Annotated in this window: 15 protein-coding genes; 1 reads left to right on the plus strand and 14 read right to left on the minus strand. The window is 67.5% G+C overall.

Going from position 1 to position 22,437, the window contains the following annotated elements; translation table 11 throughout:
• Positions 1-323: XVIPCD domain-containing protein (locus tag ACD584_RS13150; protein ID WP_372357293.1), on the plus strand; the 323-nt coding region annotated here is incomplete at its 5' end.
• A 265-nt stretch (positions 324-588) separates the two neighbouring features.
• Here ACD584_RS13150 and ACD584_RS13155 read toward each other — a convergent pair.
• The 14 genes from ACD584_RS13155 to fliP form a co-directional block, all read right to left on the minus strand.
• Entirely contained in the window at positions 589-2,244 is a 1,656-nt protein-coding gene (locus tag ACD584_RS13155; RefSeq protein WP_012438327.1) for a chemotaxis protein CheA, read from the minus strand.
• 2 nt (positions 2,245-2,246) lie between these two features.
• Positions 2,247-2,873: a protein phosphatase CheZ gene (locus ACD584_RS13160; protein ID WP_011037071.1), complete on the minus strand. Its 627-nt coding sequence runs from the start codon at positions 2,871-2,873 to the stop codon at positions 2,247-2,249.
• Positions 2,873-3,265 (minus strand): chemotaxis response regulator CheY, encoded by a 393-nt coding sequence (gene cheY / locus ACD584_RS13165; RefSeq protein WP_014507662.1) that lies wholly within the window; start codon positions 3,263-3,265, stop codon positions 2,873-2,875. The genes ACD584_RS13160 and cheY overlap by 1 nt, the downstream gene beginning before the upstream one ends.
• Before the next feature lie 35 nt (positions 3,266-3,300).
• Entirely contained in the window at positions 3,301-4,068 is a 768-nt protein-coding gene (locus ACD584_RS13170) for an RNA polymerase sigma factor FliA (protein ID WP_011037072.1), read from the minus strand.
• Entirely contained in the window at positions 4,065-4,949 is an 885-nt protein-coding gene (locus ACD584_RS13175; RefSeq protein ID WP_010374294.1) for a MinD/ParA family protein, read from the minus strand. The genes ACD584_RS13170 and ACD584_RS13175 overlap by 4 nt, the downstream gene beginning before the upstream one ends.
• Complete coding sequence (gene flhF / locus ACD584_RS13180; RefSeq protein ID WP_042599020.1) at positions 4,936-6,603, minus strand: flagellar biosynthesis protein FlhF; 1,668 nt, start codon at positions 6,601-6,603, stop codon at positions 4,936-4,938. Before flhF ends, ACD584_RS13175 begins: the two co-directional genes overlap by 14 nt.
• A gap of 1,011 nt (positions 6,604-7,614) precedes the next feature.
• A complete protein-coding gene (flhA, locus tag ACD584_RS13185; protein ID WP_175611847.1) occupies positions 7,615-9,687 on the minus strand; it encodes a flagellar biosynthesis protein FlhA in 2,073 nt (690 codons plus the stop codon).
• 17 nt (positions 9,688-9,704) lie between these two features.
• A complete protein-coding gene (gene flhB / locus ACD584_RS13190) occupies positions 9,705-10,835 on the minus strand; it encodes a flagellar biosynthesis protein FlhB (RefSeq protein ID WP_076036899.1) in 1,131 nt (376 codons plus the stop codon).
• 443 nt (positions 10,836-11,278) lie between these two features.
• On the minus strand, positions 11,279-13,369 hold the full coding sequence (locus ACD584_RS13195) for a bifunctional diguanylate cyclase/phosphodiesterase (protein ID WP_076036900.1): 2,091 nt from the start codon (positions 13,367-13,369) through the stop codon (positions 11,279-11,281).
• 87 nt (positions 13,370-13,456) lie between these two features.
• Entirely contained in the window at positions 13,457-16,384 is a 2,928-nt protein-coding gene (locus ACD584_RS13200) for a ligand-binding sensor domain-containing diguanylate cyclase (RefSeq protein WP_175611646.1), read from the minus strand.
• A gap of 130 nt (positions 16,385-16,514) precedes the next feature.
• Positions 16,515-19,505, minus strand: a complete 2,991-nt coding sequence (locus ACD584_RS13205) for a ligand-binding sensor domain-containing diguanylate cyclase (RefSeq protein ID WP_076036902.1) — start codon at positions 19,503-19,505, stop codon at positions 16,515-16,517.
• Between the two features lie 104 nt (positions 19,506-19,609).
• Positions 19,610-20,401: a flagellar biosynthetic protein FliR gene (gene fliR / locus ACD584_RS13210; protein WP_011037080.1), complete on the minus strand. Its 792-nt coding sequence runs from the start codon at positions 20,399-20,401 to the stop codon at positions 19,610-19,612.
• 12 nt (positions 20,402-20,413) lie between these two features.
• A complete protein-coding gene (locus ACD584_RS13215; protein ID WP_040941337.1) occupies positions 20,414-20,683 on the minus strand; it encodes a flagellar biosynthetic protein FliQ in 270 nt (89 codons plus the stop codon).
• Positions 20,684-21,594: 911 nt separating this feature from the next.
• Positions 21,595-22,437, minus strand: coding sequence for a flagellar type III secretion system pore protein FliP (gene fliP / locus ACD584_RS13220; RefSeq protein ID WP_076036903.1), 843 nt, complete (start codon positions 22,435-22,437; stop codon positions 21,595-21,597).

Raw genomic sequence — 22,437 nt, forward strand, 5'->3', positions numbered from 1 at the left:
CATCGAGCGAGCGCATGACAGCTAGCCTGCTTGCGCTGGCAAAAGAGGAAGGGTTGTCGCGGGTGGATCATGTGGTGCTCAACAACCCAACGGCTCAGCTGGCGGGCGGCGAGAAGGTCTTCGTCGTTCAGGGCGCCCTCAACGACCCGGCTCACCAGCGTGCCCATATGTCGACCATGGACGCCGTGCAGACACCAGAGACCCAGTCGTTCGATCGCCTGCAGGCAATCAATCAGACTCAGGCCCAGGCGCGCGAACAGCAGCAGGCGCTGGAGCAATCTCAGCAAGCCGTCAGCCAGGCTGGTCCGTCGATGACACGCTGAGTGTTTCGTAACGAGATAACGGGGTCCAAACGGTTCCAGGTTGGGGTCCAAACGGTTCCAGGTTCACTTCCACGGCAGCCAGACCATCGCGCCCATACCTGCGCGCGTAGCGACATAGATCGGCAGCGATGCTGGTAGTGAAACGACAACGGCCGCAGTACGCGGCCGTTGTCGTTAGATCAGGCAACCAGGATCGTCTTGCCGATTCCCGATTCCCGATTCTCCCAATCCCCAATCCCCAATCCCGAATCCCCAATCCCCAAAATCAATGATCGCTGGAACGCAGCCCATCCACATCCAGAATCAGCGCCATGCGGCCATCGCCGATCAGGGTGGCGCCGGCGTAGCCGGGCAGGCCGCGCAGGGCGCGGGGCAGGGGCTTGATCACCACTTCCTCGCGGCCGCGGACCTGGTCCACCACCAGGCCGAAGCGGGTTTCGCCAGCCTGCAGCAGCACCACGGTCAGCAGCGGCGGTTGTTCGGCGGGCACGCCCAGCCAGCGGCGCAGGTCGATCAGCGGCAAGGTGTGCGAGCGGCGATCGAGCACGGCGCGGCCGTCGAACCAGCCCAGCGAGGACTGCGGGGCATGCAGCACCTCAACCACGCGGGCCAGCGGCAGGGCATAGACCGCTTCGCCGGCCTGCACCAGCAAGGTGGGCAGGATCGCCAGGGTCAGCGGCACGCGGATCATGAAGCGGCTGCCGCGGCCCAGTTCGGACTGGATCTGGATCTGCCCGCTGAGCTCGCGGATACGCGATTGCACCACGTCCATGCCAACGCCGCGGCCGGAGATGTCGGTCACCTCGGCCTTGGTCGAGAAGCCGGGCATGAAGATCAGATGCAGGCACTCGTCGGTGCTCAGACGCGCGGCGGCTTCTGCATCGATCAGGCCCTTGTTGCGGGCGATTTCGCGCAGACGCTCAGGGTCGATGCCGGCACCGTCGTCCTGGATTTCGATACTGACGTAGTCGCCTTCCTGCTGCGCGGACAGGCGCACGTGGCCGCTGCGTGGCTTGCCGGTGGCTTCGCGTAATGCGGGGGATTCGATGCCGTGGTCGATCGCGTTGCGCACCAGGTGCACCAGCGGGTCGGCCAAGGCTTCGACCAGGTTGCGATCCAGCTCGGTCTCCGCGCCAATCAGCTCCAGTTCCACTTCCTTGGACAGGGTGCGCGCCACATCGCGGGCCACCTTGGGAAAGCGCGAGAACACCTTGCTCACCGGTTGCATGCGGGTGCGCATGACCGCGGTCTGCAGGCGGGCGGTGGCGATGTCGAGCGTGCTCACCGCGCGGTCGAGTTCTTCGTCGCGCAAGCGGGTGCGCAAGGTCTTGAGCCGGTTGCGCGAGAGCACCAGTTCGCCGATCAGGTTGACGATGGCGTCCAGGCGCTTGGTATCCACGCGCACGGTCTGTTCGGCTTCGGCGCCACCGCTCTTGGCTGCGGCTTTCGGCGCGGCCTTGGCACCGGCGGCGGCCGGTGCCTGGCCGGCGGGTACCGCGGCGAGCGCGGCGGCCTTGGGCGCGGACTTCACCGCCGGCGGGCCGCTCTTGGCATCGAACTGCGCGATCAGCGACGCCGGTGCATGCGGCACCGGGTCACCCGAGCCCATCGCATCGAGCATGGCCTGCAGATAATCCAGCGACTGCTGCGCGGCATCGAAGTGATGCGCCTGCAGCACCGCCTGGCCGGAGCGCGCCATGCCGAGCGTTTCTTCGGCAGCGTGGCACAGCTCCACCATGGGCTTGATCGCCAGGAAGCCGGCGCCGCCCTTGAGCGTGTGGAAGCCGCGGAACACCGCGTTGAGCTGGTCGGCTTCGTCTGGCGCCTGTTCCAGCGACACCAGCTGTTCGCCGAGGCGATCCAGGATTTCCTGGGCCTCGACGATGAAATCGGCAGCAATATCGTCTGGAACAGCACTCATGGTTACAACCCCAATCCGGACAGCAGGTCGTCGGCGTCGTCTTGCGACACCGCGTGACGGTCCAGGCCCTTGACTGCAGGACCGGCAAGACCGCCGTCGTCTTTCTTCGGCTCGGTGCTTTTCGGCGGCAGGCCGAGGGCGCCAAAGCCTTCATGCACGCGCCGCACGATGCCGGCCACGCGCCGGATGATCTGGCCGCTCAGGTCCTGGTAGCTCTGCGCCAGCGACAGCTCGGTCAGGTTGTGGCGCATCTTGTCCATCAGCGCGCCCTGGTCCTGGTTAAGACCACCATCGCGCAGCTGGTTCGCCAGCAAACGGCATTCTTCGACCAGATCCAGCGTGCGATGGCTGGCCTTTTCGGTCATTTCCACCACGTGGTCCAACCGCGAGCAGGCGTCGTCGAGCTCGCCGGCTTCTTCGGGCACGGTGGGCAGTTCGCCCAGGGCCTGGCCCAGTTCGCGTGCAAGCCGGCTCAGGCCCTGCATCATCGGACGGGTGCGCAAGGCGGCGAGGTGGTCGACCTCGCGCTTCCAAGCGGCTTCGTCACCGCTTTCCAACGCATCGAGCGCGCCCTGCAGGCGGTCGATCAGCGCGGCGCGTTCGGCATTGGTGTCCACGGTGGCGTTCATCAGGCGGTCGCCGCCAGACGTTCGAACACCTTGCCCAGCTTTTCTTCCAGGGTCTGGGCGGTAAACGGCTTGATGATGTAGCCGTTCACGCCGCACTGGGCGGCTTCGATGATCTGTTCGCGCTTGGCCTCGGCGGTCACCATCATCACCGGCAGGTGCTTGAGCTTGGCGTCGGCGCGGATGTTGCGCAGCAGGTCGATGCCGGTCATGCCGGGCATGTTCCAGTCGGTGACCACGAAATCGAACGGGCCCGCGCGCAACGCAGCCAGTGCGCTGTTGCCGTCTTCGGCCTCTGCGGTATTAGTGAAGCCGAGATCCGCCAACAGATTCTTGACGATACGGCGCATCGTCGAGAAGTCGTCCACGATCAGGATCCGCATGTTCTTATTCACATCAAGCTCCTAACACGAAAAAATACGCGAAAAAATTAATCGTCAATTTCGACACCGGCATCGGCCAGTTCGAAGACTTTGAGGCGGCCGCGCAGACGCACCACGGCCTGGCCATGGATCTGGCAGACGCGCGACTCGCTGACACCGAGCACGGCGCCGATTTCCTTCAGGTTCAATTCCTGTTCGTAGTACAGCGACAGCACCAGCTGTTCGCGCTCGGGCAACTGGCCAATGGCCTTGCCCAGCTCGCGACCAAACTCGCCGCGCTCCATCATCTGCTGCGGATTGGGGCCACCCTTGGCGGTGGTGTCCAGTTCGCCGTGATCTTCGATGCGCGATTCCAGGCTCAGCACCTGGCCGCGTGCGGCGTCTTCCATCAGGCGCAGGTAGTCGGGCAGCGGCATCTCCATCGCGGCGGCCACTTCGGTGGCGGCGGCGGCGCGGCCGGTGTTCTGTTCGATCTTGCGCACGGCGGCGGCGGCGTCGCGGGCACGGCGGTGCACCGAGCGCGGCACCCAGTCGCCCCGACGGATCTCGTCGATCATCGAGCCGCGGATGCGGATCGAGGCATAGGTTTCGAACGAGGCGCCCTGGTCGGAATCGTAGCTGCGCGAGGCTTCGATCAGGCCGATCATGCCGGCCTGGATCAAATCGTCCACTTCCACGCTCGCCGGCAGGCGCGCGGCCAGATGGTGGGCGATCCGGCGCACCAGGTCGGCGTGCTGGGTGACCACATCGTTGGCGTTATTGCGTTGCACGGCACGGTACTGGGCCGTGGCGGTCGTTGCGGTGGCGGTACTCATGCGGCCACTCCCCGTTGGATGATGCGTTCGACGAAGAACTCGACGTTGCCGCGCGGCACGGTGGGGGCCTGCCAGCGCGAGGTACGGCGTGCGATTTCGGCAATGGCCTGTGCCGAGGGACTGGCCGGGTAGGCCTTGATGACCGGTTGCTGGCGCTGCACCGACAGGCGCAGCCAATCGTCCTGCGGCACGTGGCCGAGGTAGTTCAGCGAAACGTCGCCGAGGAACTTTTCGCACACCCGCGAGAGCTTGTCGTACAGCAGGCGGCCTTCGTTGGGGTCGCGCACCATGTTGGCGATGATCTGCAGGCGGTCAACGCCGCGTTCGCGCGAGAGCACCTTGATCAGCGCGTAGGCGTCGGTGATCGAGGCCGGCTCGTCGCAGACCACCACCACGGTGTCCTGGGCGGCCTGGCAGAAGGTCAGCACGCTGTCGGTGATGCCGGCGGCGGTGTCGATGACCATCACGTCCAGGTCGCGCTCCAGTTCGGAGAACACGTTGACCAGGCCGATGTGCTGGGCCGGGGCCAGTTCGGCCATGTGGCGGCGACCGGAGGCGGCCGGCACCACGAGCACGCCGCCGGGGCCTTCGATGATCACTTCGTCCAGCGTGCAGCGGCCGGCGATCAGGTCGGCCAGGGTGTACTTGGGCGACAGGCCCAGCACCACGTCCAGATTGGCCAGGCCCAGGTCGGCGTCGAGCAGCAGGGTGCGCTTGCCCATGTCGGCCAGGGCCACCGCCAGGTTGGCGGAGATGTTGGTTTTACCCACGCCACCCTTGCCACCGGTCACGGCAATGGTGCGCACCGGGCCCAAAGGCTCGGGACGGGTCGCCGACAGGGGGAAGGCGTTGGTCAGCTTTGCGTATTCACGCGACTGCATGGTTGTGCTCCGGAGTACAGGGCTTATCGGCAGCGCGCCGCAAATCTTCAAGGCGAAGAACGAGACTGGCGGCATTGGCACGGTGCAGGTCATCGGGGACGCGTTGTCCGTCGGTGACCCAGGTGATCGGCATCTGGTGATCGACGACCACCGACAGGGCGCTGCCGAAGCGTCCGGTCTCGTCGAGTTTGGTCAGCACCACGCCCTGGGGCTTGGCATGGGCGAAGCGGCGCACGACCTCGTCGAGGTCGGAAAAATGGGCGTTGGCGGGCAGCACCAGCAGCGAGGTGACCTGGCGGGCGGCGCGCAGCCAGTTGAGCTGGGCGGCCAGGGCGCGGTCGCGCTGGCCCATGCCGGCGGTGTCGATCAGCACCAGCTTGTAGTCGCGCAGGCGCTCGAGCAGCTCCAGCAGGCTTTCGGCGCTGTCGGCCTCGTGCACGGCGATGCCGAGCTGGCGGCCGTAGCTGTGCAGCTGTTCGCGGCCGCCGACACGCTGGGTGTCGGTGGTGACCAGGGCCACGTCGCGCGGGGCGTGCTGGGCGGCGAAGCGCTGGGCGAGCTTGGCGATGGTGGTGGTCTTGCCGGCGCCGGTCGGGCCGACCAGGGCGATGACGCCGCCCAGTTCCAGCGGGTCGACCGGGGCCACCGGCAGGCGCTTGGACAGCAGGCCCAGCATCAGCCCACGGCCGCGGTGCAATTCGGTGTCGGCCGGGATCTGCAGGGCGACATCGCGGATCAGGCCGGCGTCGAAGCCGTAGTCGTCCATCAGCTCCAGCGCCTGGGCACGCACCGGCGAGCCGCGCAGGCGTTCGTCGGTGAGGCGGTTCATTTCGCGCTCGATCATCTGGCGCATCAGCGCCAGCTCGCCGCGCAGCTGCTTGAGTTCTTCGTCGTTCTGCGGCGCCGGGGCGGCGGCCTGCACGGCGGCCAGGGCGACCGGCGCCACCGGGGCGACGACCAGCGGCGGCAGCGCGGCCGGCGGCAGGATCTGCGGCAGCGCGTCGTCCAGGTCGAAGCCGTCGTCGGCCAGTTCGTCATCGTGGTGGTGTGCGATCGCGACCGGTGAGGCAACAGCGGCCGGCATCGCCGGGACCGGCGCGGTGGCGACGACCGGGGCCTGCAGCGGTGCACGCGGCACCGGCGGGGTGGTCAGGAATTCGGCGAACAGCTGCTCGGGCAGTTCCGACAGGGCGTGCTCGGGCTGCTGGCGCATGGCGGCAGCCGGTGCGCTCTGCACGGCAACCGGCATCGGCGCCGCAGCGCGGACCGGTGCAGCCGCCGGGGCGGGGCGCGGCACGCTGACCGGCTGGCGCAGGGCCATGGCGGCGATCATTTCTTCGGCGGCACTGGCCACGCGCTGGCGCTGGGTCATGCCGGCTTCGGCGGTGTCGCGACGCGGCACGTGCACAGGAGCAGGCTGGATGGCCGGCGCCTGCTGGACCGGAGCCGGCGCCGCAGCGGCGGCCGGCACGTCGGAGCGGGCGGTTTCCAGGGCGCGCTGCACCAGTTCTTCGTCGTAGTTGCTGGCGGCGACGATCTCGACGCCTTCGGCGGTGCGGCGGTTGGACAGGATCACCGCGTCCGGGCCGTGCTCTTCGCGCACCATGCGGAATGCGGTGCGCATGTCCGGGGCAACAAAGCGTTTGATCTTCATGCGAAGTGCCTCCAGGAACAGGACCCGACGGACGCCGTACGGGTGCGGGTGAAATGTGGGTGTGTTGCCAGCGTCATGAGGTGCCTGTCCCGTTCGTTCGTCCAAGTGCTGCGTCCCGCCCCGCAGCGGTGTGGCTGTCTGCGGTCTCGCCAGAGCTAATGCATGCGGTGTGCCAAAACGCGGCGCCGGGGTTCCGGCGCGTAGGTTTATGGGATTGGGACGGAGGCGGGGCTGGGCGTTCGGCCTGGGCGGGTGTGGTCAAGTCGTTGGATTGATTGACGTTTTTCCAGGGCGGCGATGCGGTGGCGGTGCCGTGCGGGCGGAGCCGCTGACGGGCTGGGTGACGAACGTGGAGCGAGTGGAGCGCCTGAAAACGGCCAGCGCCCTGCAATCGATTGGAGGTTTGGACCGGTGGCGGGTTTCCGACGCCGGGTTTTGGCATTCGATTACCGGGCTTTAGCATTCGCTTGCCGGTCGGCAGGCAGTGCGACGCCGAGGCGCGGGGCACCGGTCAATGCGTAGGAGCGCCCTTGGGCGCGATGGGCATTCCCGGTGAAGCCCTATGGGCGTTTCCGGTAAAGCCCTCGCGACCGAGGTCGCTCCTACCAAGCGGTGTCAGCGAGATTGTTGGCCGATCGCGTGGTCGGGTCGCCGGAATGCCGTAGGAGCGCACTTGTGCGCGAGGGCGTTCCCGGTGAAGCCCTATGGGCGTTCCCGGTAAAGCCCTCGCGACCGAGGTCGCTCCTACACAAGCGGTGTCAGCGAGCTTGTCTGGGCCACTGCGCGTGGTCGGGTCGCCGGAATGTCGTAGGAGCGCCCTTGGGCGCGAGGGCATTCCCGATAACGACCGTCGCGCCCGGGTGCGCTCCTACGAGGTGGCCAATCGACGAACCCGCCTCATCAATCACCACAGCGAAGGCTGGCTGACCACAAACCCGTCTCATCAATCGACGGGCCTGGCTCAGCTAATGGTGCCCGCCAGTTTCAACCGCGTGATTAGAAGCGCCCGGCTCAGCTAATGGTGCCGACCAGCTTCAACCGCTTGTCTTCCGGCACTTCGCTATACGCCAGCACCGACAGGCTCGGCACGCTGTGGCGGACCAGGCGGGCCAGGGCGGCACGCACCTGGCCGGGCACCAGCACCACCGCCGGTTCGTTGCGGGCTTCCTGCTTGCCGACGCACTCGGCCAGGCTCTGGTGCAGGCGTTCGGCCAGGCCCGGTTCCAGCGCTACGCCGTTGCCATGGGTGGATTCCTGCAGCACGCGCTCCAGCTGCGGGGCCAGGGTGAACACCGGCAGCTCGGCCGACATGCCGGCGATTTCCTGCACGATGAACCGGCCCAGCGAGGTGCGCACCGCGGCGGTGAGGGCGGCCGGGTCCTGGCTGTGCGGGGCGTGCTCGACCAGGGCTTCGACGATCTTGCGCAGCTGGCGCACCGGGATGCGTTCGATCAGCAGGTTCTGCAGCACGCGCACCACCACCGACAGCGGCAGCGCCTTTGGAGTGAGATCTTCGACCATCTTCGGCGCGGTCTTGCCCAGGGTGGCCAGCAACTGCTGCACTTCTTCGTGGCCGAGCAGCTCCGGGGCGTGTTCGCGGATCAGGTGCGACAGGTGGGTGGCGACCACGGTGGCCGGGTCGACCACCGTGTAGCCCATCGATTCGGCATAGGCGCGCTGGTGCGGCTGGATCCAGGTGGCATCCAGGCCGAACGCCGGGTCCTTGCCGGGAATGCCGTCCAGCTGGCCGAGCGCACCGCCCGGGTCCAGGGCCAGTTCGCGGTCGGGGTAGATCTCGGCGGTGGCCACCGGCACGCCGTGCACCAGCAGCCGGTAGGCGTTGGCCGACAGCTCCAGGTTGTCGCGGATGTGCACCGGCGGCACCAGGAAGCCGATGTCCTGGGTGAGCTTGCGGCGCACGCCCTTGATGCGCGCCATCAATTCGCCGCCCTGGTTCTTGTCCACCAGCGGAATCAGGCGGTAGCCCACTTCCAGGCCCAGCGGGTCGATCGGGCGCAATTCGTCCCAGCTCAGCTCGGCGCTGGCGGCGGCGGCCGTCGCGGCAGCGGCGGCCTTCGGGTCGGTGGTGGCTTCGCCGGTGGGGGCGACCACCAGGCTGCGCTTGTACATTTTCCAGGCGATCACGCCCAGGATCAGGCCGAGCGTCAAAAACGCGACGTTCGGCATGCCGGGCACCAGGCCGACCAGGCCCAGGATGGCCGCGGCCACCGCCAATGCGCGGTGCTGGCCGAAGACCTGGCTGATCATGGCGCCGCGCATGTCCTGCGCCCGCGAGGCGCGGGTCACCAGCAGGGCGACCGAGGACGAGACCAGCAACGCCGGCAGCTGCGCCACCAGGCCGTCACCGATGGACAGCAGTGTGTAGGTGGACGCCGCATCGATGAAGGACATGTTGTGCTGGAGCATGCCCACCGCCATGCCGCCGATGAGGTTGATGAACAGGATCAGGATGGCGGCGATGGCGTCGCCGCGGATGAACTTGTTGGCACCGTCCATTGCGCCGTAGAAGTCGGCTTCCTCGCGGACCTCTTCGCGGCGGGCCTTGGCTTCCTCACGCGTCAGCAAACCGGCGTTGAGGTCGGCGTCGATGGCCATCTGCTTGCCGGGCATGGCGTCCAGGATGAAGCGGGCGGTCACTTCCGACACGCGCCCGGCACCCTTGGTGATGACCACGAAGTTGATGATGGTCAGGATCGCGAACACCACGATGCCCACGGCGTAGTTGCCGCCGATCACGAACTGGCCGAAGGCCTCGATCACCTTGCCGGCTGCGGCGTGGCCGTCCTGGCCGTTGATCAGGATCACGCGGCTGGAGGCGACGTTGAGCGCCAGCCGCAGCATCGTGGTCATCAGCAGCACGATCGGGAAAATGGTGAATTCCAGCGGGCGCTGCACGTAGACCACCGCCAGCAGCACCATCAGCGAGATGGCGATGTTGAAGGTGAACAGCGCATCCAGCACCGGCGCGGCCAGCGGCACCATCAGCATGGCCAGCATGGCCATCAGCGCGAGCGGGGCGCCCAGGCCGTTGCGCAGCAGCTCCATCACGCGGCGGGCGTTCATCGGGGCGGGTTGGGCGCTCATGCGCTGGCCCCCTTGCCGAACTCATCCACCTCGAGCGGCGGCAAATCGGGCATCGGGCCGCCGTTCCAGCCGCGTAGCTGGTAGACGTAGGACAACACCTGTGCCACCACCGAATAGAGTCTCACGGGAATTTCCTTGCCGAGTTGGGCTTCCCTATACAAGGCGCGTGCCAAAGGCGGCGCGGTGACGATCGCCACCCGGTGCTGCTCGCAGGCTTCGCGGATGCGGAAGGCCATTTCGTCCACACCTTTGGCCACCACCACCGGGGCGCGCATCTTGCCGCCTTCGTACTTCAGCGCCACCGCGTAGTGGGTCGGATTCATCAGCACCACGTCGGCGGTGGGCAGCGCTTCCATCATCCGGCGCTGCGACATCTGCATCTGCATCTGGCGGATGCGGCCCTTCACTTCCGGGCTACCTTCGCTTTCCTTCATCTCGCGCTTGATCTCCTCGCGCGTCATCTTCAGCTTCCGCAGCCAGTTCCACTTCTGGTACGGCGCGTCGAAGGCGGCCAGCAGCACCAGCGCGCCGGCGGTGTAGAACAGCAGGCTCTTGGTGAAGTCCAGCCCGTTGCCCACGGCCTGTTCCAGCGGCTGGTTCACCAGCGAGCGCAGGCCGTGCAGGCCCTTGGAGACACAGAGGCTGGCCGCCAGGCCCACGAACAGCAGGCGCAGGATCGACTTGACCAGCTCGGCCAGGCTGTTGCCGCCCCACATGCGCTTGATCCCGTTCATGGGATTGAGCTTGTTGAGGTCGGGCATGATCGCCTTGCCGGAAAAGTGCAGGCCGCTCATCAGCAGCGGGCCGACCAGCCCGGCTGCCAGGCAGATGCCGATCAGCGGCACCATCACCCACAGCAGTTGCAGCAGCAGATCGCCGAAGTGGCCGAACAAGGCCATCGGGTTCTCGCGCATCTTCGGGTCGGGGCTCAGCGCGGTCTTCATCCAGACACTGGCGCCGTCGCCGATGCCGCGCGCCATCAGCATCAGCGCGAACACCCCGGTACCGAACACCGCGGCGGTGGACAACTCGCGCGATTGCGGGATGTTGCCCTGCTCGCGGGCTTCGCGCAGGCGTTTTTCGGTCGGTAGTTCGGTGCGTTCGCCGCCGTCTTCGGACTCGGACATTGGGGGGCCGTTGACTGGATTGGCCTTGCGTCATGCAAGTGGTGTTCCTTAAAACGGGAATGGGGAATCGGGATTCGGGAATCGCAAGGGCGGGGGGCTGCGCGCTGGACGATTGCGGGGGGGCGGGAATAGGCAAAGCCGGGTAGCAGACGGCTGGTAGGTTGCGCTGGCCGGACAAGCAGCGGTGGTGCGTCTTACGCCGTATGGCTGGGAGCGTGCATGGTCTAGATCGGGGCGCCTGGCGATGCCAACCATGTGGGTGCGTTGTTGGGTAGTTCGGTGTGTTGGCAGCCGGATGCTGGGAGCGCGAACGTGGGCTGGGCCACGGGATCGATTGGCCTGCGTGGGGCTGAAGCAGGGGGGCGTCAGGTTGCCGGCGTTGGGCTACGTACGCGCAAGGTGCGGGCTTGCGCCTGCGGCACTTTCACCTGCAGCCTTGGGGCTCAGCTGGCGCGGCGGCGTTCGCCATCGGGTTGGGCGACGACCAGGGCGATGAAGCGGTCCGGTTCCATCGGTCGGCCCAGCAGGTAGCCCTGCAGTTGGTCGCAGCCCAGGCGTTCTAGCGTGTTGCGCTGGGCGGCGGTCTCCACGCCTTCGGCCACCACCTGCAGGCGCATGGTGTGGGCCAGGGCGACCACCGCGGCGACGATGGCGATGTCTTCCGGGCCGCTGTCCATGGCCTGCACGAAGCTGCGGTCGATCTTGAGCTCGTGAGCGGGCAACTTGCGCAGGTAGAGCAGGTTGGAATAGCCGGTGCCGAAGTCGTCGATGGCGATCCGTACGCCCAGGTCGGTGAGCTGGCCCAGCGTGCGCAGGCAGGCGTCGGCGTCGCGCATGGCCATGGTTTCGGTGATCTCCAGGGTCAGCTGGCCGGGCGCGATGGCGTGCGCGGCCAGGGTGGCGGCCACTTCCGCCGGCAGGCTGGGCGAGGCCAGCTGGGTGGCGGAGAGATTCACCGCCACGCGCCAGTCGCCGTGCCCGGCATCGCGCCAGGCGCGCATCTGCCGGCAGGCTTCTTCGAGCACCCACTTGCCGAGCGGGCCGATCATGCCGCTGCGCTCGGCCAAGGGGATGAAGCTGTCCGGCGGCACCATGCCGCGTTCGGGGTGCAGCCAGCGGATCAATGCCTCCGCACCCAGGGGGCGGCCGTCTTCAGCGCAGTACTTGGGCTGGTAGTGCAGCGCGAACTGGCCCAGCTCCAGCGCGCGCGGCAGATCCTGCAGCAACTGCAGGCGCTCGCGGGTGGTGCCGGTCATCGAGCGATCAAAGAAGCTGTAGCGGTTGCGACCGGCCTGCTTGGCATGGCCCATGGCGGCATCGGCGTGGGTCATCAGCTGGTGCTCGCTGCCGGCATCTTCCGGATACAGCGCAATGCCCACGCTGCTGCTGAGGCGCAGCTCGTGGTCGCCCACCAAAAACGGCAGCGCCAGCGCCTGCACCAGATGCCCGGCGATGGCGGCGGCATCTTCCGGGTCGGCGATGTCGGCCACCAGCACGAATTCGTCCGCGCCCAGCCGTGCCAGGCTGCCGTGTGCGCGCCGATGCGCGCCCAGCCGCTGTGCCACGGCGATCAGCAGTTGGTCTCCGAGCTGATGCCCGTAGCCGTCGTTGACCGCCTTGAAGCCGTCCAGGTCGATCAGCATCACCGCAAAGCGCTGCCCGTCGCGCTGGCCGCGCTCGATGCTCTGCAGCACGTGCTCATGCAGCAGCACGCGGTTGGGCAGGCGGGTCAGCGGGTCGTGCAGGGCGGCCAGCACCAATTCCTGGTTGGCCTGCGCCAGCGATTGCGCCAGCACGTCGGTGCGTTGCTGGAAGCGGCGCGACAGCACCGAGATCACCAGCGCCAGCCCCAGCAGGCCCAAGGTGACCGCCGCCACCACCGAGGCCAGCCACGACAGCGGCAGCTGCGCGCCGATCCCGGCCGCGCCGCAGATGCTGCCGGGCGCAAATTGCGCGGCAGCCATGCCGGTGTAGTGCATGCCCACGATGGCCACGCCCATGATCATGGCGGCGACCACGCGCAGGCTGTAGCGGCGGCCGTCGTGGCGCAGCTGGAAGGCGATCCACAACGCTGCAGCCGAGGCACCGATGGCGATCGCCACCGAGACCGCGAACAGCAGCGGGTCATAGGTGATCTCCGGATCCATGCGCATCGCCGCCATGCCCATGTAGTGCATCAGCGCGATGCCCAGGCCCATCAGCAGCGCGCCCAGGCTCAAGCGGCGCCAGGGCAGGTCGGCGCGCGAGGTCAGCCACAGCGCCAACGCCGAGGCCAGGATCGCCACCAGCATCGAGTACGCGGTCAACGCCAGGTCGTAGCCCAGCGGAATCGGCAGCTGGAATGCCAGCATGCCGACGAAATGCATCGACCAGATGCCGAACCCCATTGCAATGGCGCCGCCCACCAGCCACGCGGCCGCAATGCCGCCACGGCTGGCGGTCATGCGCGCGGCCAGGTGCAGCGCGGTATACGAGGCCAGCACGGCCACCGCCAGCGACAGCAGCACCAGCGAAAGATTGTAAGTACCGAGCACCCGTCCACATCCCGCGCCGACACCAGCGCTTGCCCTGTGAGCTAACGACCCGCCGCGCCGCTTCTTGAGTGGGTGCGGCGACGGGTTTCATGCAACCGAGCAGGCCGGGGTTTCCGGTTCGATCCGGTTGCGCCCCTGGCCCTTGGCGCGATACAGCGCCTCGTCGGCGCGGGCCAGCAGGGTCGGGGTGCTGTCGCCGCTGCGGAACCAGGCCACGCCGACCGAGCAGGTGACCCGCAACGGCCGCGCAATGCCGACCTCGTACGGCGTGGCGCCGATCACCTCATGGATGGCGCGCAGGCGGTGCTGGCTCTGTTGGGTCATGCCCGGCAGCAACAGCAGCAGTTCTTCGCCGCCATAGCGGCCCACCTTGTCGGAGTCGCGCAGGCAGTTGGTGAGCCGCGCGCCGACCTGCGCCAGCACGGCGTCGCCCACCAGGTGCCCGTGTTCGTCGTTGACCAGCTTGAAGTGGTCCAGATCGATCAGCACCACCGCCAACGGGTGACCGGCGCTGGCGCACTGCTGCAGTTCTTCGGCCAGTGCCTCCAGCACGCCGGAGCGGTTGAGCAGGCCGGTCAGCGCGTCATGGCTGGCCTTCAAGGCCAGCGCGGCGCGTGCGGTTTCCAGCTCGCGCTTCTCGCGCTCGAGTTGGTAGGTCCGTTCGGCCACCAGCTCGGCCAGCATGCGTTCGCGCGCCACCAGATGGCGGTGACGCCAGCGCCACAGGCCGGCCAGCACGCCAGCGCCCATCAGCACATACAGCGCGATGGCCGGCGGGCTGCGCCACCACAGCGGTGCCACCGCAAACGGCCAGTCGACGATGGGCGAGGCGGTGCGCCGGTAGCGGTCGAGCACCTGCACCTGCAGGCGGAAATGGCCTGAGGGCAGCGGCGGCTGGTCGATGGCCAGGTCGTTGGTCTGGATCCATTCGTCGTGCAGGCCGAGCAGGCGATAACGCACGCTCAGCCGGCTGGGGTCGTCGTAGACCTGCAGGCTGGACAAGGCCAGATGCAGTGGCTTGTCGTTCCAGGCCAGCAGCTGGCCGCGCTGCACCGGCACACCGCCACGGGTGACGCTGTCGATACGCACGCTGGGCTGCTGCTGGTCGAACAGCCGCGCCGGCGTGCGCACATGGCTGACACCACGCGCGGTGCCGATGCACACCGAGCCATCGGGCTCTTCCAGGAACGCGGCTTCGGAGACATCGTCCCAAAGCAGGCCTTGCGACTGCGACAGATGCGACCAGCGCTGGCCGTCGTAGACCTCCACGCCGCTCGCGTGGCCCACCCAGATCCGCCCGGCGCTGTCCTCGCGCAGCAGGTACACGCCCGCTTCGCCCAGGGCTTCATCACTGACCGCCTGCAGGTCCAGCCCGGAGGGCTGCAACACGCCATGCCACACGCCAGGGCGATAGAACGCCAGCCAGACTTCGCCGCTGTCGGTGACGTGGAATTTGCTCACCCAGGGCTCGCCCGGCCCGCCGTTGACGCGGATCGGAATCTTGCTCCAGTGCGCTCCCTGCAGGCGGAACAGGCCATTGGCGCTGGACACCCACACACTGCCGTCGCCGCTTTGCTGGACATCGGTATAGGCGATCGCCGGCAGGTCGGTCACCCGGTGCAGGGGGGCGCCCTCCAAGGCCGCGTCGATGACGAACAGCCCGGCCACGCTCAACGCCCAGAGCCGCCCCTGGCGGTCGAGCAGCAGGCGGCGCCCGGTGCGCGGCAGCTTGCCGACCTGGGCGCTGCGCCCATCCGGCCAGTCGCGCCGCACCGCGCCGGCGGAATTGAGGGTCCACACACTGCCGTCGGCAGAGCGCACCATGCTCACCACCTGGATGCCCGAACCCGGCAGCGCCGGCGCAAAGCGGCCATGCGGCACGGCCTGCCGGCCAACGCCGTGTTCGTTGCCGACCAGCAATGCGCCGTGCGCGTCGCGGGTGATCGACCAGGTGGGTGTCAGTGGCATGCCCTGCGAGGCGTCCCAGTTTTCGATCCATTCGTAGCCGGCCCAGCGCACCAGGCCTTCGCCATCGACGCTCATCCACACGTCGCCTTCGGCGTCGACCACCACCGCGTGGCTGCTGCCCTGTGGCAGCCCGTTGCCGGCATCGAAACTGCGCCAGTGGTCAGACTCCCAGCGCACCAGCCCGGCGTGACTGCGCACCAGTACGCGGCCGCTGCGGTCCAGCACCAGTGGCGCTGGCTGGCCGACGGCGCGGCCATCGAGCACCGGCAGTGGCCGAACCGTGAAGTTGTGCGCGCCCGGTGCGCGGTACACGATCGTGCCCACGCCGCGGGCCCACAGCCCACCTGCGCGGTCACGCAACACGCTGTACCAACGGTCATCCGGCACGCCTTGCTGCGGGCCGTAGACCTGCACCTTGCGCTGCGCATCGATCGCACACAGCTGGCGCCCGCAGCCGGCCCACAAGGTGTCGTCATCCACCGACAGGCTCAGCACCTTGGACAGGTCCGGCACGCGCACCCGGGTGGCGGTGTCCAGCAGCGGTTCGCTATGCCAGCGTTCGCGCGCACGTGGCAACAGGCGCAGCAGGGTGCCGTTATTGGCCAGCACGGTGCCCCACGGCAGGCTGGCCAGCAGCACGCCGTCTTGCAGGTGGTTGACTTCAGTGGTGTCGAGCTTGCGAAAGCCGCGCTCGTCGCCGACGAACAGGCTCTGGAAACCGGCCACCCACAGGCGCCCGTCGGGCGCTTCGCTCATCGACGAAATGGGTTCGTTGCGCAGGCCATCCAGTGGCGACTGCTGAAAATTGCGGCCATTGAAGCGATACAGCCCGGTTTCGGTGCACATCCACAGCAATGTGTTGCGGGTCTGCAGCAAGCAGGTGCCAGCTAGCCCGAGCAGGCCTTGATCGTGTGCGTAGCGACGGATGGTGGCGGTCTGCGCACCGGCCAGTTCGGCAAACGCCAGCCACAGCAGTACCAACAGCAGCGCCACGCCTTTCGACGGACGCCGGCTTGGCGAAGTGTACTGGCGGTTCTCGAACCCCACGGGCGTTGCGCTCTCCCACGCAGCGGCAGGCGTCAAGGCCGGTGCGTCATGCGCCGTGCCTCACGGGTGCCATGGACGGCCGGTCGTGCAAGCCGCGTTACCACGCTAACGGCTGCAGTGACGGCTTTCTTTAACCGGCGTTGTCGGCGTTGCGTGCTGCATCACTGGCGTGCAGCTGCGGCGCAGCGTCGTATGCGATGCGGTTGCGTCCGTTGCGCTTGGCCAGATACAGCGCTGCGTCGGCGCGTGCGAGCAGGTGTTCGACGCTGTCGCCGGGGTACCGCCAGGCCACGCCGATCGAACAGGTGATCGGCAGCACGACCTCGCCGGTGGGGTAATCGCCGCAGATGCCGGCGTGCAGCGCGTCGAGGCGATGGGTTGCATCAGCACCAAGACCAGGCAGCAGCGCCAGCAATTCTTCGCCGCCATAGCGGCCGATCCGGTCGTTGCCACGCACCAGCGCATTCAAACGCATGCCGACGCCCGCCAGCACCGCATCGCCGGCCAGATGGCCGTGCTGGTCGTTGACCTGCTTGAAGTAGTCCAGGTCGATCAGCACCACCGCCAGCGGTTGCTCGCGCAGCGGCGCGCTGTCGAGCATGCCGCGGAGCGCTTCCAGAATGCCGGCGCGGTTGAGCAGGCCGGTCAATTCGTCATGCGTGGCCTTGTGCGTCAATGCCGCGCGCGCGGCTTCCAGATCGCGCTTGTCCTGCTCGAGCTCGGCGGTGCGTTCGGCGATGAGATGTTCCAGCTCCTGCTTGCGCGCCAGCAACTTGCGCGTGCGCCAACGCAGCAGCGCCACCACGCCGCCGATGCCGGCCAGCACGTACGCCACGATGGCCAGCGCACTGCGCCACCACGGCGGTCGCAGTGCGAAGGCGAACTGTGCAATGGGGCTGGCGCTGCGTTGGTAGGCGTCCAGCGCCTGCACTTCCAGCGTGTAGTTGCCCGGTGGCAGCAAGGGGTAGGTGATGTGGCTGAGCGAGGTGGTGGTCCAGCGTGCCTGGCGGCCTTCCACCCGGTAGCGGAAGCTGATGCGCTCCGGCCCGCCCTCCACACCGGGGGTGCGCAGGTCGATCTCCAGCGGCGTCTCCGACCAGCCCACCGATGTATCCGCGCGCAGGCTGCGCTCGCCGCGCTGCACCTGGGCGATCTCCACCCGCAATGGCGGTGCGGCAAACAGGCGGTCGGGCTGGCGCAGATGGCTCAGGCCGCGGCTGCTGCCGATCCAGATGCTGCCGTCGGTGTCTTCGAAAAACGCATTGGCCGACATGTCGTCCCACAGCAGCCCCTCGGCGCGGGTGATCCGCGACCAGTGGCCGTGCTGATACAGATCCAGCCCCTGGCTGCTGCCCACCCACAGCCGGCCCTTGCGGTCGTGACGCAGGATGAAGGGCATCACCTTTGAGACCAGCGGGTCGGTCACTGCCTGCAGCGCCACGCTGCCGTCGGGTTGCACACGCCCGTGCCACAGGCCGACCTCGCGCAGCGACACCCAGAGGTCGCCATCGGCGGCGAAGTCGAGCTGGAACATGTCCTGGCTGGGCAGATCGCCATGCACCGGCACCTGCACCCAGCGCGCGCCATCGTGGCGATACAGGCCATCGGCGGTGGCCGCCCACAGCCGGCCCTGCGCGTCGAGATCGAGATCGCCGATAAAGGTGCCGGCCAATGCGACATCGGGTGCCAGCGGGTAGGATGCCTGGCTGCTGCCGTGGTAGATGCCGCGCGGGGTGGCCATCCACAGCGTGCCGCTGCGGTCGAAGACCAGTTTGTAGACCGGGCTCGGCAGGTCCATCACCCGGCGCGTCTGCCCGGTGATCGGGTCGCGGCGCGCAATGGCCCCGGAAAAAAACGACACCCAGCCCGCGCCATCGGGCGCCACCGCAATGGTCAGCGCCTGCGGCAGCGGCTGGCCGTCGTGTTGCAGCCAGGGCTGCGCGCGCTGCGCCTGTGCCGGCAGCAGGCTGCCGCCGCCGTCCGCACCCACCGCCAGGGTGCCGTCGGGTAGCCGTTGGATGGCCCAGGTGGGCGCGGCGGCCATGCCCTGTGCTTCGGTCAGGTGTTCGATGCTGCCGTAGCCGAGCCAGCGCTGGATCCCCATGCCGCGCGTGCCGATCCACAAGGTGCCGGTGGATTGCTGCAGCAGCGGGCCCACCATCGCATCCAGGTGCAGGCCCTGGTCGGCACCGATGGCCGTCCAGTGACCGTCCTGCCAACGCACCAGACCATGGTCGGCACGTGTCAGCAGCCGGCCTTGCGGGTCTTCCACCATGGTGGTGGCGCCCGACAGCGTGTTGAAGGTGGCTTGCGCGATGGACGGATGCGAACGGAAACGCGCCTCGCCTGGCCCGCGCGAGACGATCAGGCCACCGCCACGCAACCACAGCCGGCCGGCACGGTCGCGAAAGATCACCCGCCAGCGTTTGGCCGGCACGCCTTCCTCGTCCGAGAGCACCTCCACCAGCGTGCCGTGCGCATCCAGCCGGCACACGGTTGCCTCGCAGGCCACCCACAAATCGTTGCCATCGGCCAGCAAGGCGCGGCGCGGCGGCAGCACCGTGCCATCGGCGGCGCGCAACGGCAATGGCTGCACCTGCCAACCGGTGACCGCGGCAGGCGTCAGCGCCAGCAGCGTGTTGTCGCTCACCACCGCCACACCGTTGCGGTAGGCGGCGATCACGTTGCCGGCATCGGCACGGATCCGCTTGCCGTTGTATTGCACCTGCTCGAAGCGCTCGCCGATGCGGACGAACACGCCGTTGGCGGTGGCCACCCACAGCCGCCCGGCGCGGTCCAGGGTCAGTGCACGGGTGTAGCGGGCATCGAGGCCTTGCTCGGCACCGACCGGGACGAAGCGATCGCGCTCGAAGCGGTGCAGCGCGGTTTCGGTGGCCACCCAGACCGCGCCGTTGCGGTCTTCGAGGATGCCGTTGATCGACATCCCCTGCAGGCCATCGGCCTGGTCGTATTCGCGAAAGCTGAAGGTCTGCGCATGCGCTGCACCTGCGGTGCCCAGCAGGGCAAGCACCAGCATGCAGAGCGCCCGCAGCCACGGCCGAGCCCGCAGCGAACCGCGGCACGGGAGCAGCAGGGCGAGCAGGGCAGGCAGCGTGGGCATCGTTTCCCGTCGACGGAGGAAGGGCAGTGATCACTGGCGATTGCCGCCATCAATCGTCCACCAGCATTGTCGGCCATGGCGCTTAAAGCTTGAGGCCGGTCACGCTATCCTGTCAGTGCGCGCGCCGCATCGAACGCGCTGTCGAACAGCCGTTGCACTGGCGGTGCGAATTCGCTGGCGAAACTGGACAGCAGGAACAGCCCCAGCAACACCGTCAGCGGCAAGCCCAGCTGCATCGGATTCAACGCGGGCGCGGCCTTGGCGAGCGCACCAAAGGCCAGGTTCACCGCCAGCATCGCCACCATCATCGGCAAGGCCAGGGTCAGCCCACCGCGCAGCACCTGCAGCAGCAAGGTGGGGGCCACTTCGGCAAACGCCGCCGCATCCGGCACCGCGGTGCCGATCGGCAAGGCCTTGTAGCTGTCCACCAGCAACGCGATCACCGCCAGGTGCCCATTGGCCGCGAAGAACAGCAGCCCGAAGCCGATGTAGAACCACTGCGCGATCACACCGGAGGTCACCCCGCGCAGCGGGTCGGACATCTGTGCGAACGACAGACCGGTGGCCTGCGACACCAGCTCGCCGGCCAGCGCACCGGCCTCGAAGATCAGCCGCAGCATGAAACCCATGCTGGCTCCCACCGCCAACTCGCGCGCAATGCTCAGCACTGCGGTGGCATTGAACCCGTCCCACTCCGGCACCGGCGGCAGGATCGGCGCCAGCGCCATCGCCAGGGTCCCGGTCAGCATGACCCGCACCCGCCCCGGCACCGCCCGCGTCCCGATCAACGGCATCGCGGTCAGCAGCGCACCGGTGCGCAGCATCGTCCACATGATCGCCCCAACCATCGCAAACGCGCGCTGGCCATCGATCACCATCTGGGTGGCGGCATCCATCAGCGCGTCCCGCTACCCGATCAGATGCGGAATGCGGTGGAACAACTCGATGGTGAACTCCACCAGATGTCCCAGCAGCATGCTGCCAGTCGCAAACAAGGTTGCGGTCAAGGCAACGGCCTTGGCGACAAAGCCGATGGTGGGCTCGTTCAACTGGGTGGCGGCCTGCACCACACCAATCACGACACCAACGATCAGCACCGCCAGCAGCATCGGTCCGGCAATCCACAAGACGGTGACCAGGCCACCACGCAATTCGGTCAGGGCGATTTCAGGGCTCATGGGAGTGCTGATGCAAGTGCGGTGCCAAAGGAGGGGATTGGGGAGGTGGGATTGGGGATTCGTTTGGAGCAGGGGGCTGAAGTGGCCCGGTCGGGCCAGGTTGCAGTGGCGCACCGAGTAAGGGGTGGCAGTGCCCCTCACCTTGTCGCTGTTGCTCGGCCGTTGCTTAGCTTTGTTGTTGCCTTGCCTTTGCTGTTCTGCTTCGGGGTCCCCCATACCGCAGCGGCAAGCCAGGTAGATACAACCCGCAGGGCGGCGCGCATGGATGCGCGACGTTTTTGTAAGGGACATGGATGTCCCTTACAAAAATTTCTGCCTGGCTTGCGTACCCGGAGCGCGCAGCGCGCAGGGGCGCGAGGACGGGGGTGTGTTTCTTTGGTTACTTTCTTTGCACAAGCAAAGAAGCGCTTTACAGCAGCCGAAGGCTGATCAAGTAACTCGACCCCCGAAGGGGGCCGAAAGCTCTGCTTCTGCTTGTGCTTTGAATTCGTCAGGTGAATAAACCCCAGGCTTTCACGCCCTCCGGGCGCGAGTCACTTTTCTTTGCTTGTGCAAAGAAAAGTAACCAAAAGAAAGCACACCCCGTCCTCGCGCCTTCCGCGCTACGCGCTCCAGGTCCGCAGGCCATTCGAGAATTTTTCAAAGGGACGTCCCTGTCCCTTTGAAAAACGTCGCGCATCCATGCGCGCCGCCCCTGCGGGGTTTGCCCCGAATGGCCTGCCGCTGCGGTATGGGGCCCCGGAGAAGCTGAAAGCAAAGCGAAGGCGAAGCAACAAGCACAAGCACAAGCAACAAGCGGCAAGCGGCAAGCGGCAAGCGGCAAGCGGAGCTGATGGTTCAGCAGTACAGCTTTGCCGTGCGGAAACTCAGTCAACTAGCGCGGTGCTACCGCGCGCAACGCGCGCCCACCCCTACGACGCGTTGAAGCTCGCCGCCAGCGTGCCCACCACCAACACCCACCCATCCACCAGGATGAACAACAAGATCTTGAACGGTGCCGAGATCAACATCGGCGACAACATCATCATGCCCATCGACATCAACACGCTGGCGACCACCAGATCGATGATCACGAACGGAATGAAGATCAGAAACCCGATCTCGAACGCCGTCTTCAGCTCGCTGGTCACGAACGACGCCACCAGCACCGGGAACGGCACCGCGTCCGGGCCGGCGTACTTGCCGTCGCCGGCCATGCCCGCGAAGGTCATCAGGTCGGTCTCGCGGATCTGCGCCAGCATGAAGGCGCGCAGCGGCTGGGTGGTCAGTGTCCAGGCGGTGGAGAAATCGATCTGGTTGTTGAGGTACGGCTGCAGGCCGGCACCCCACATCTTTTGCCACACCGGCATCATCACCAACGCGGTCAGGAACATCGCCAGCCCCAGCAGTACCTGGTTGGAGGGGGTCTGGCCGGTGCCCAGCGCCTGGCGCAACAGGCCCAGCACGATGGTGATGCGGGTGAAGGCGGTGAGCACCAGCAGCATCGACGGCAGCAGGGTGATCGCCGTCATCAGCAGCAGTGTCTGCAGCGGCAGGCTCACCGGCTGGTCGCCGATGCGGCCAACGCTGACGTTGGGCAGGGTGGGGACCTGATTGCCGGTGGCCGGCGCCGCCGGTGCGGCGGCAGGCGCGGCGGCCTGGGCCATGGCCGGCAGGGCCGCGGGCGTGGCGCTGGCCAGCAGCGGGCAGCTCATCACCAGCAGGATCAACACCAGGCGCACACTGCGCCCCCAGCGATTCCAACGACTGAACAT

It is taken from the genome of Xanthomonas sp. NCPPB 2922 (assembly GCF_041520885.1).
GTDB lineage: Bacteria > Pseudomonadota > Gammaproteobacteria > Xanthomonadales > Xanthomonadaceae > Xanthomonas > Xanthomonas campestris.

Coding starts and splice junctions, on each gene's coding strand:
- ACD584_RS13155 (WP_012438327.1), bottom strand. CDS start 2,244: ATGAGTGCTGTTCCAGACGATATTGCTGCCGATTTCATCGTCGAGGCC.
- ACD584_RS13160 (WP_011037071.1), bottom strand. CDS start 2,873: ATGAACGCCACCGTGGACACCAATGCCGAACGCGCCGCGCTGATCGAC.
- ACD584_RS13170 (WP_011037072.1), bottom strand. CDS start 4,068: ATGAGTACCGCCACCGCAACGACCGCCACGGCCCAGTACCGTGCCGTG.
- ACD584_RS13175 (WP_010374294.1), bottom strand. CDS start 4,949: ATGCAGTCGCGTGAATACGCAAAGCTGACCAACGCCTTCCCCCTGTCG.
- flhF (WP_042599020.1), bottom strand. CDS start 6,603: ATGAAGATCAAACGCTTTGTTGCCCCGGACATGCGCACCGCATTCCGC.
- flhA (WP_175611847.1), bottom strand. CDS start 9,687: ATGAACGCCCGCCGCGTGATGGAGCTGCTGCGCAACGGCCTGGGCGCC.
- flhB (WP_076036899.1), bottom strand. CDS start 10,835: ATGTCCGAGTCCGAAGACGGCGGCGAACGCACCGAACTACCGACCGAA.
- ACD584_RS13205 (WP_076036902.1), bottom strand. CDS start 19,505: ATGCCCACGCTGCCTGCCCTGCTCGCCCTGCTGCTCCCGTGCCGCGGT.
- fliR (WP_011037080.1), bottom strand. CDS start 20,401: ATGGATGCCGCCACCCAGATGGTGATCGATGGCCAGCGCGCGTTTGCG.
- ACD584_RS13215 (WP_040941337.1), bottom strand. CDS start 20,683: ATGAGCCCTGAAATCGCCCTGACCGAATTGCGTGGTGGCCTGGTCACC.
- fliP (WP_076036903.1), bottom strand. CDS start 22,437: ATGTTCAGTCGTTGGAATCGCTGGGGGCGCAGTGTGCGCCTGGTGTTG.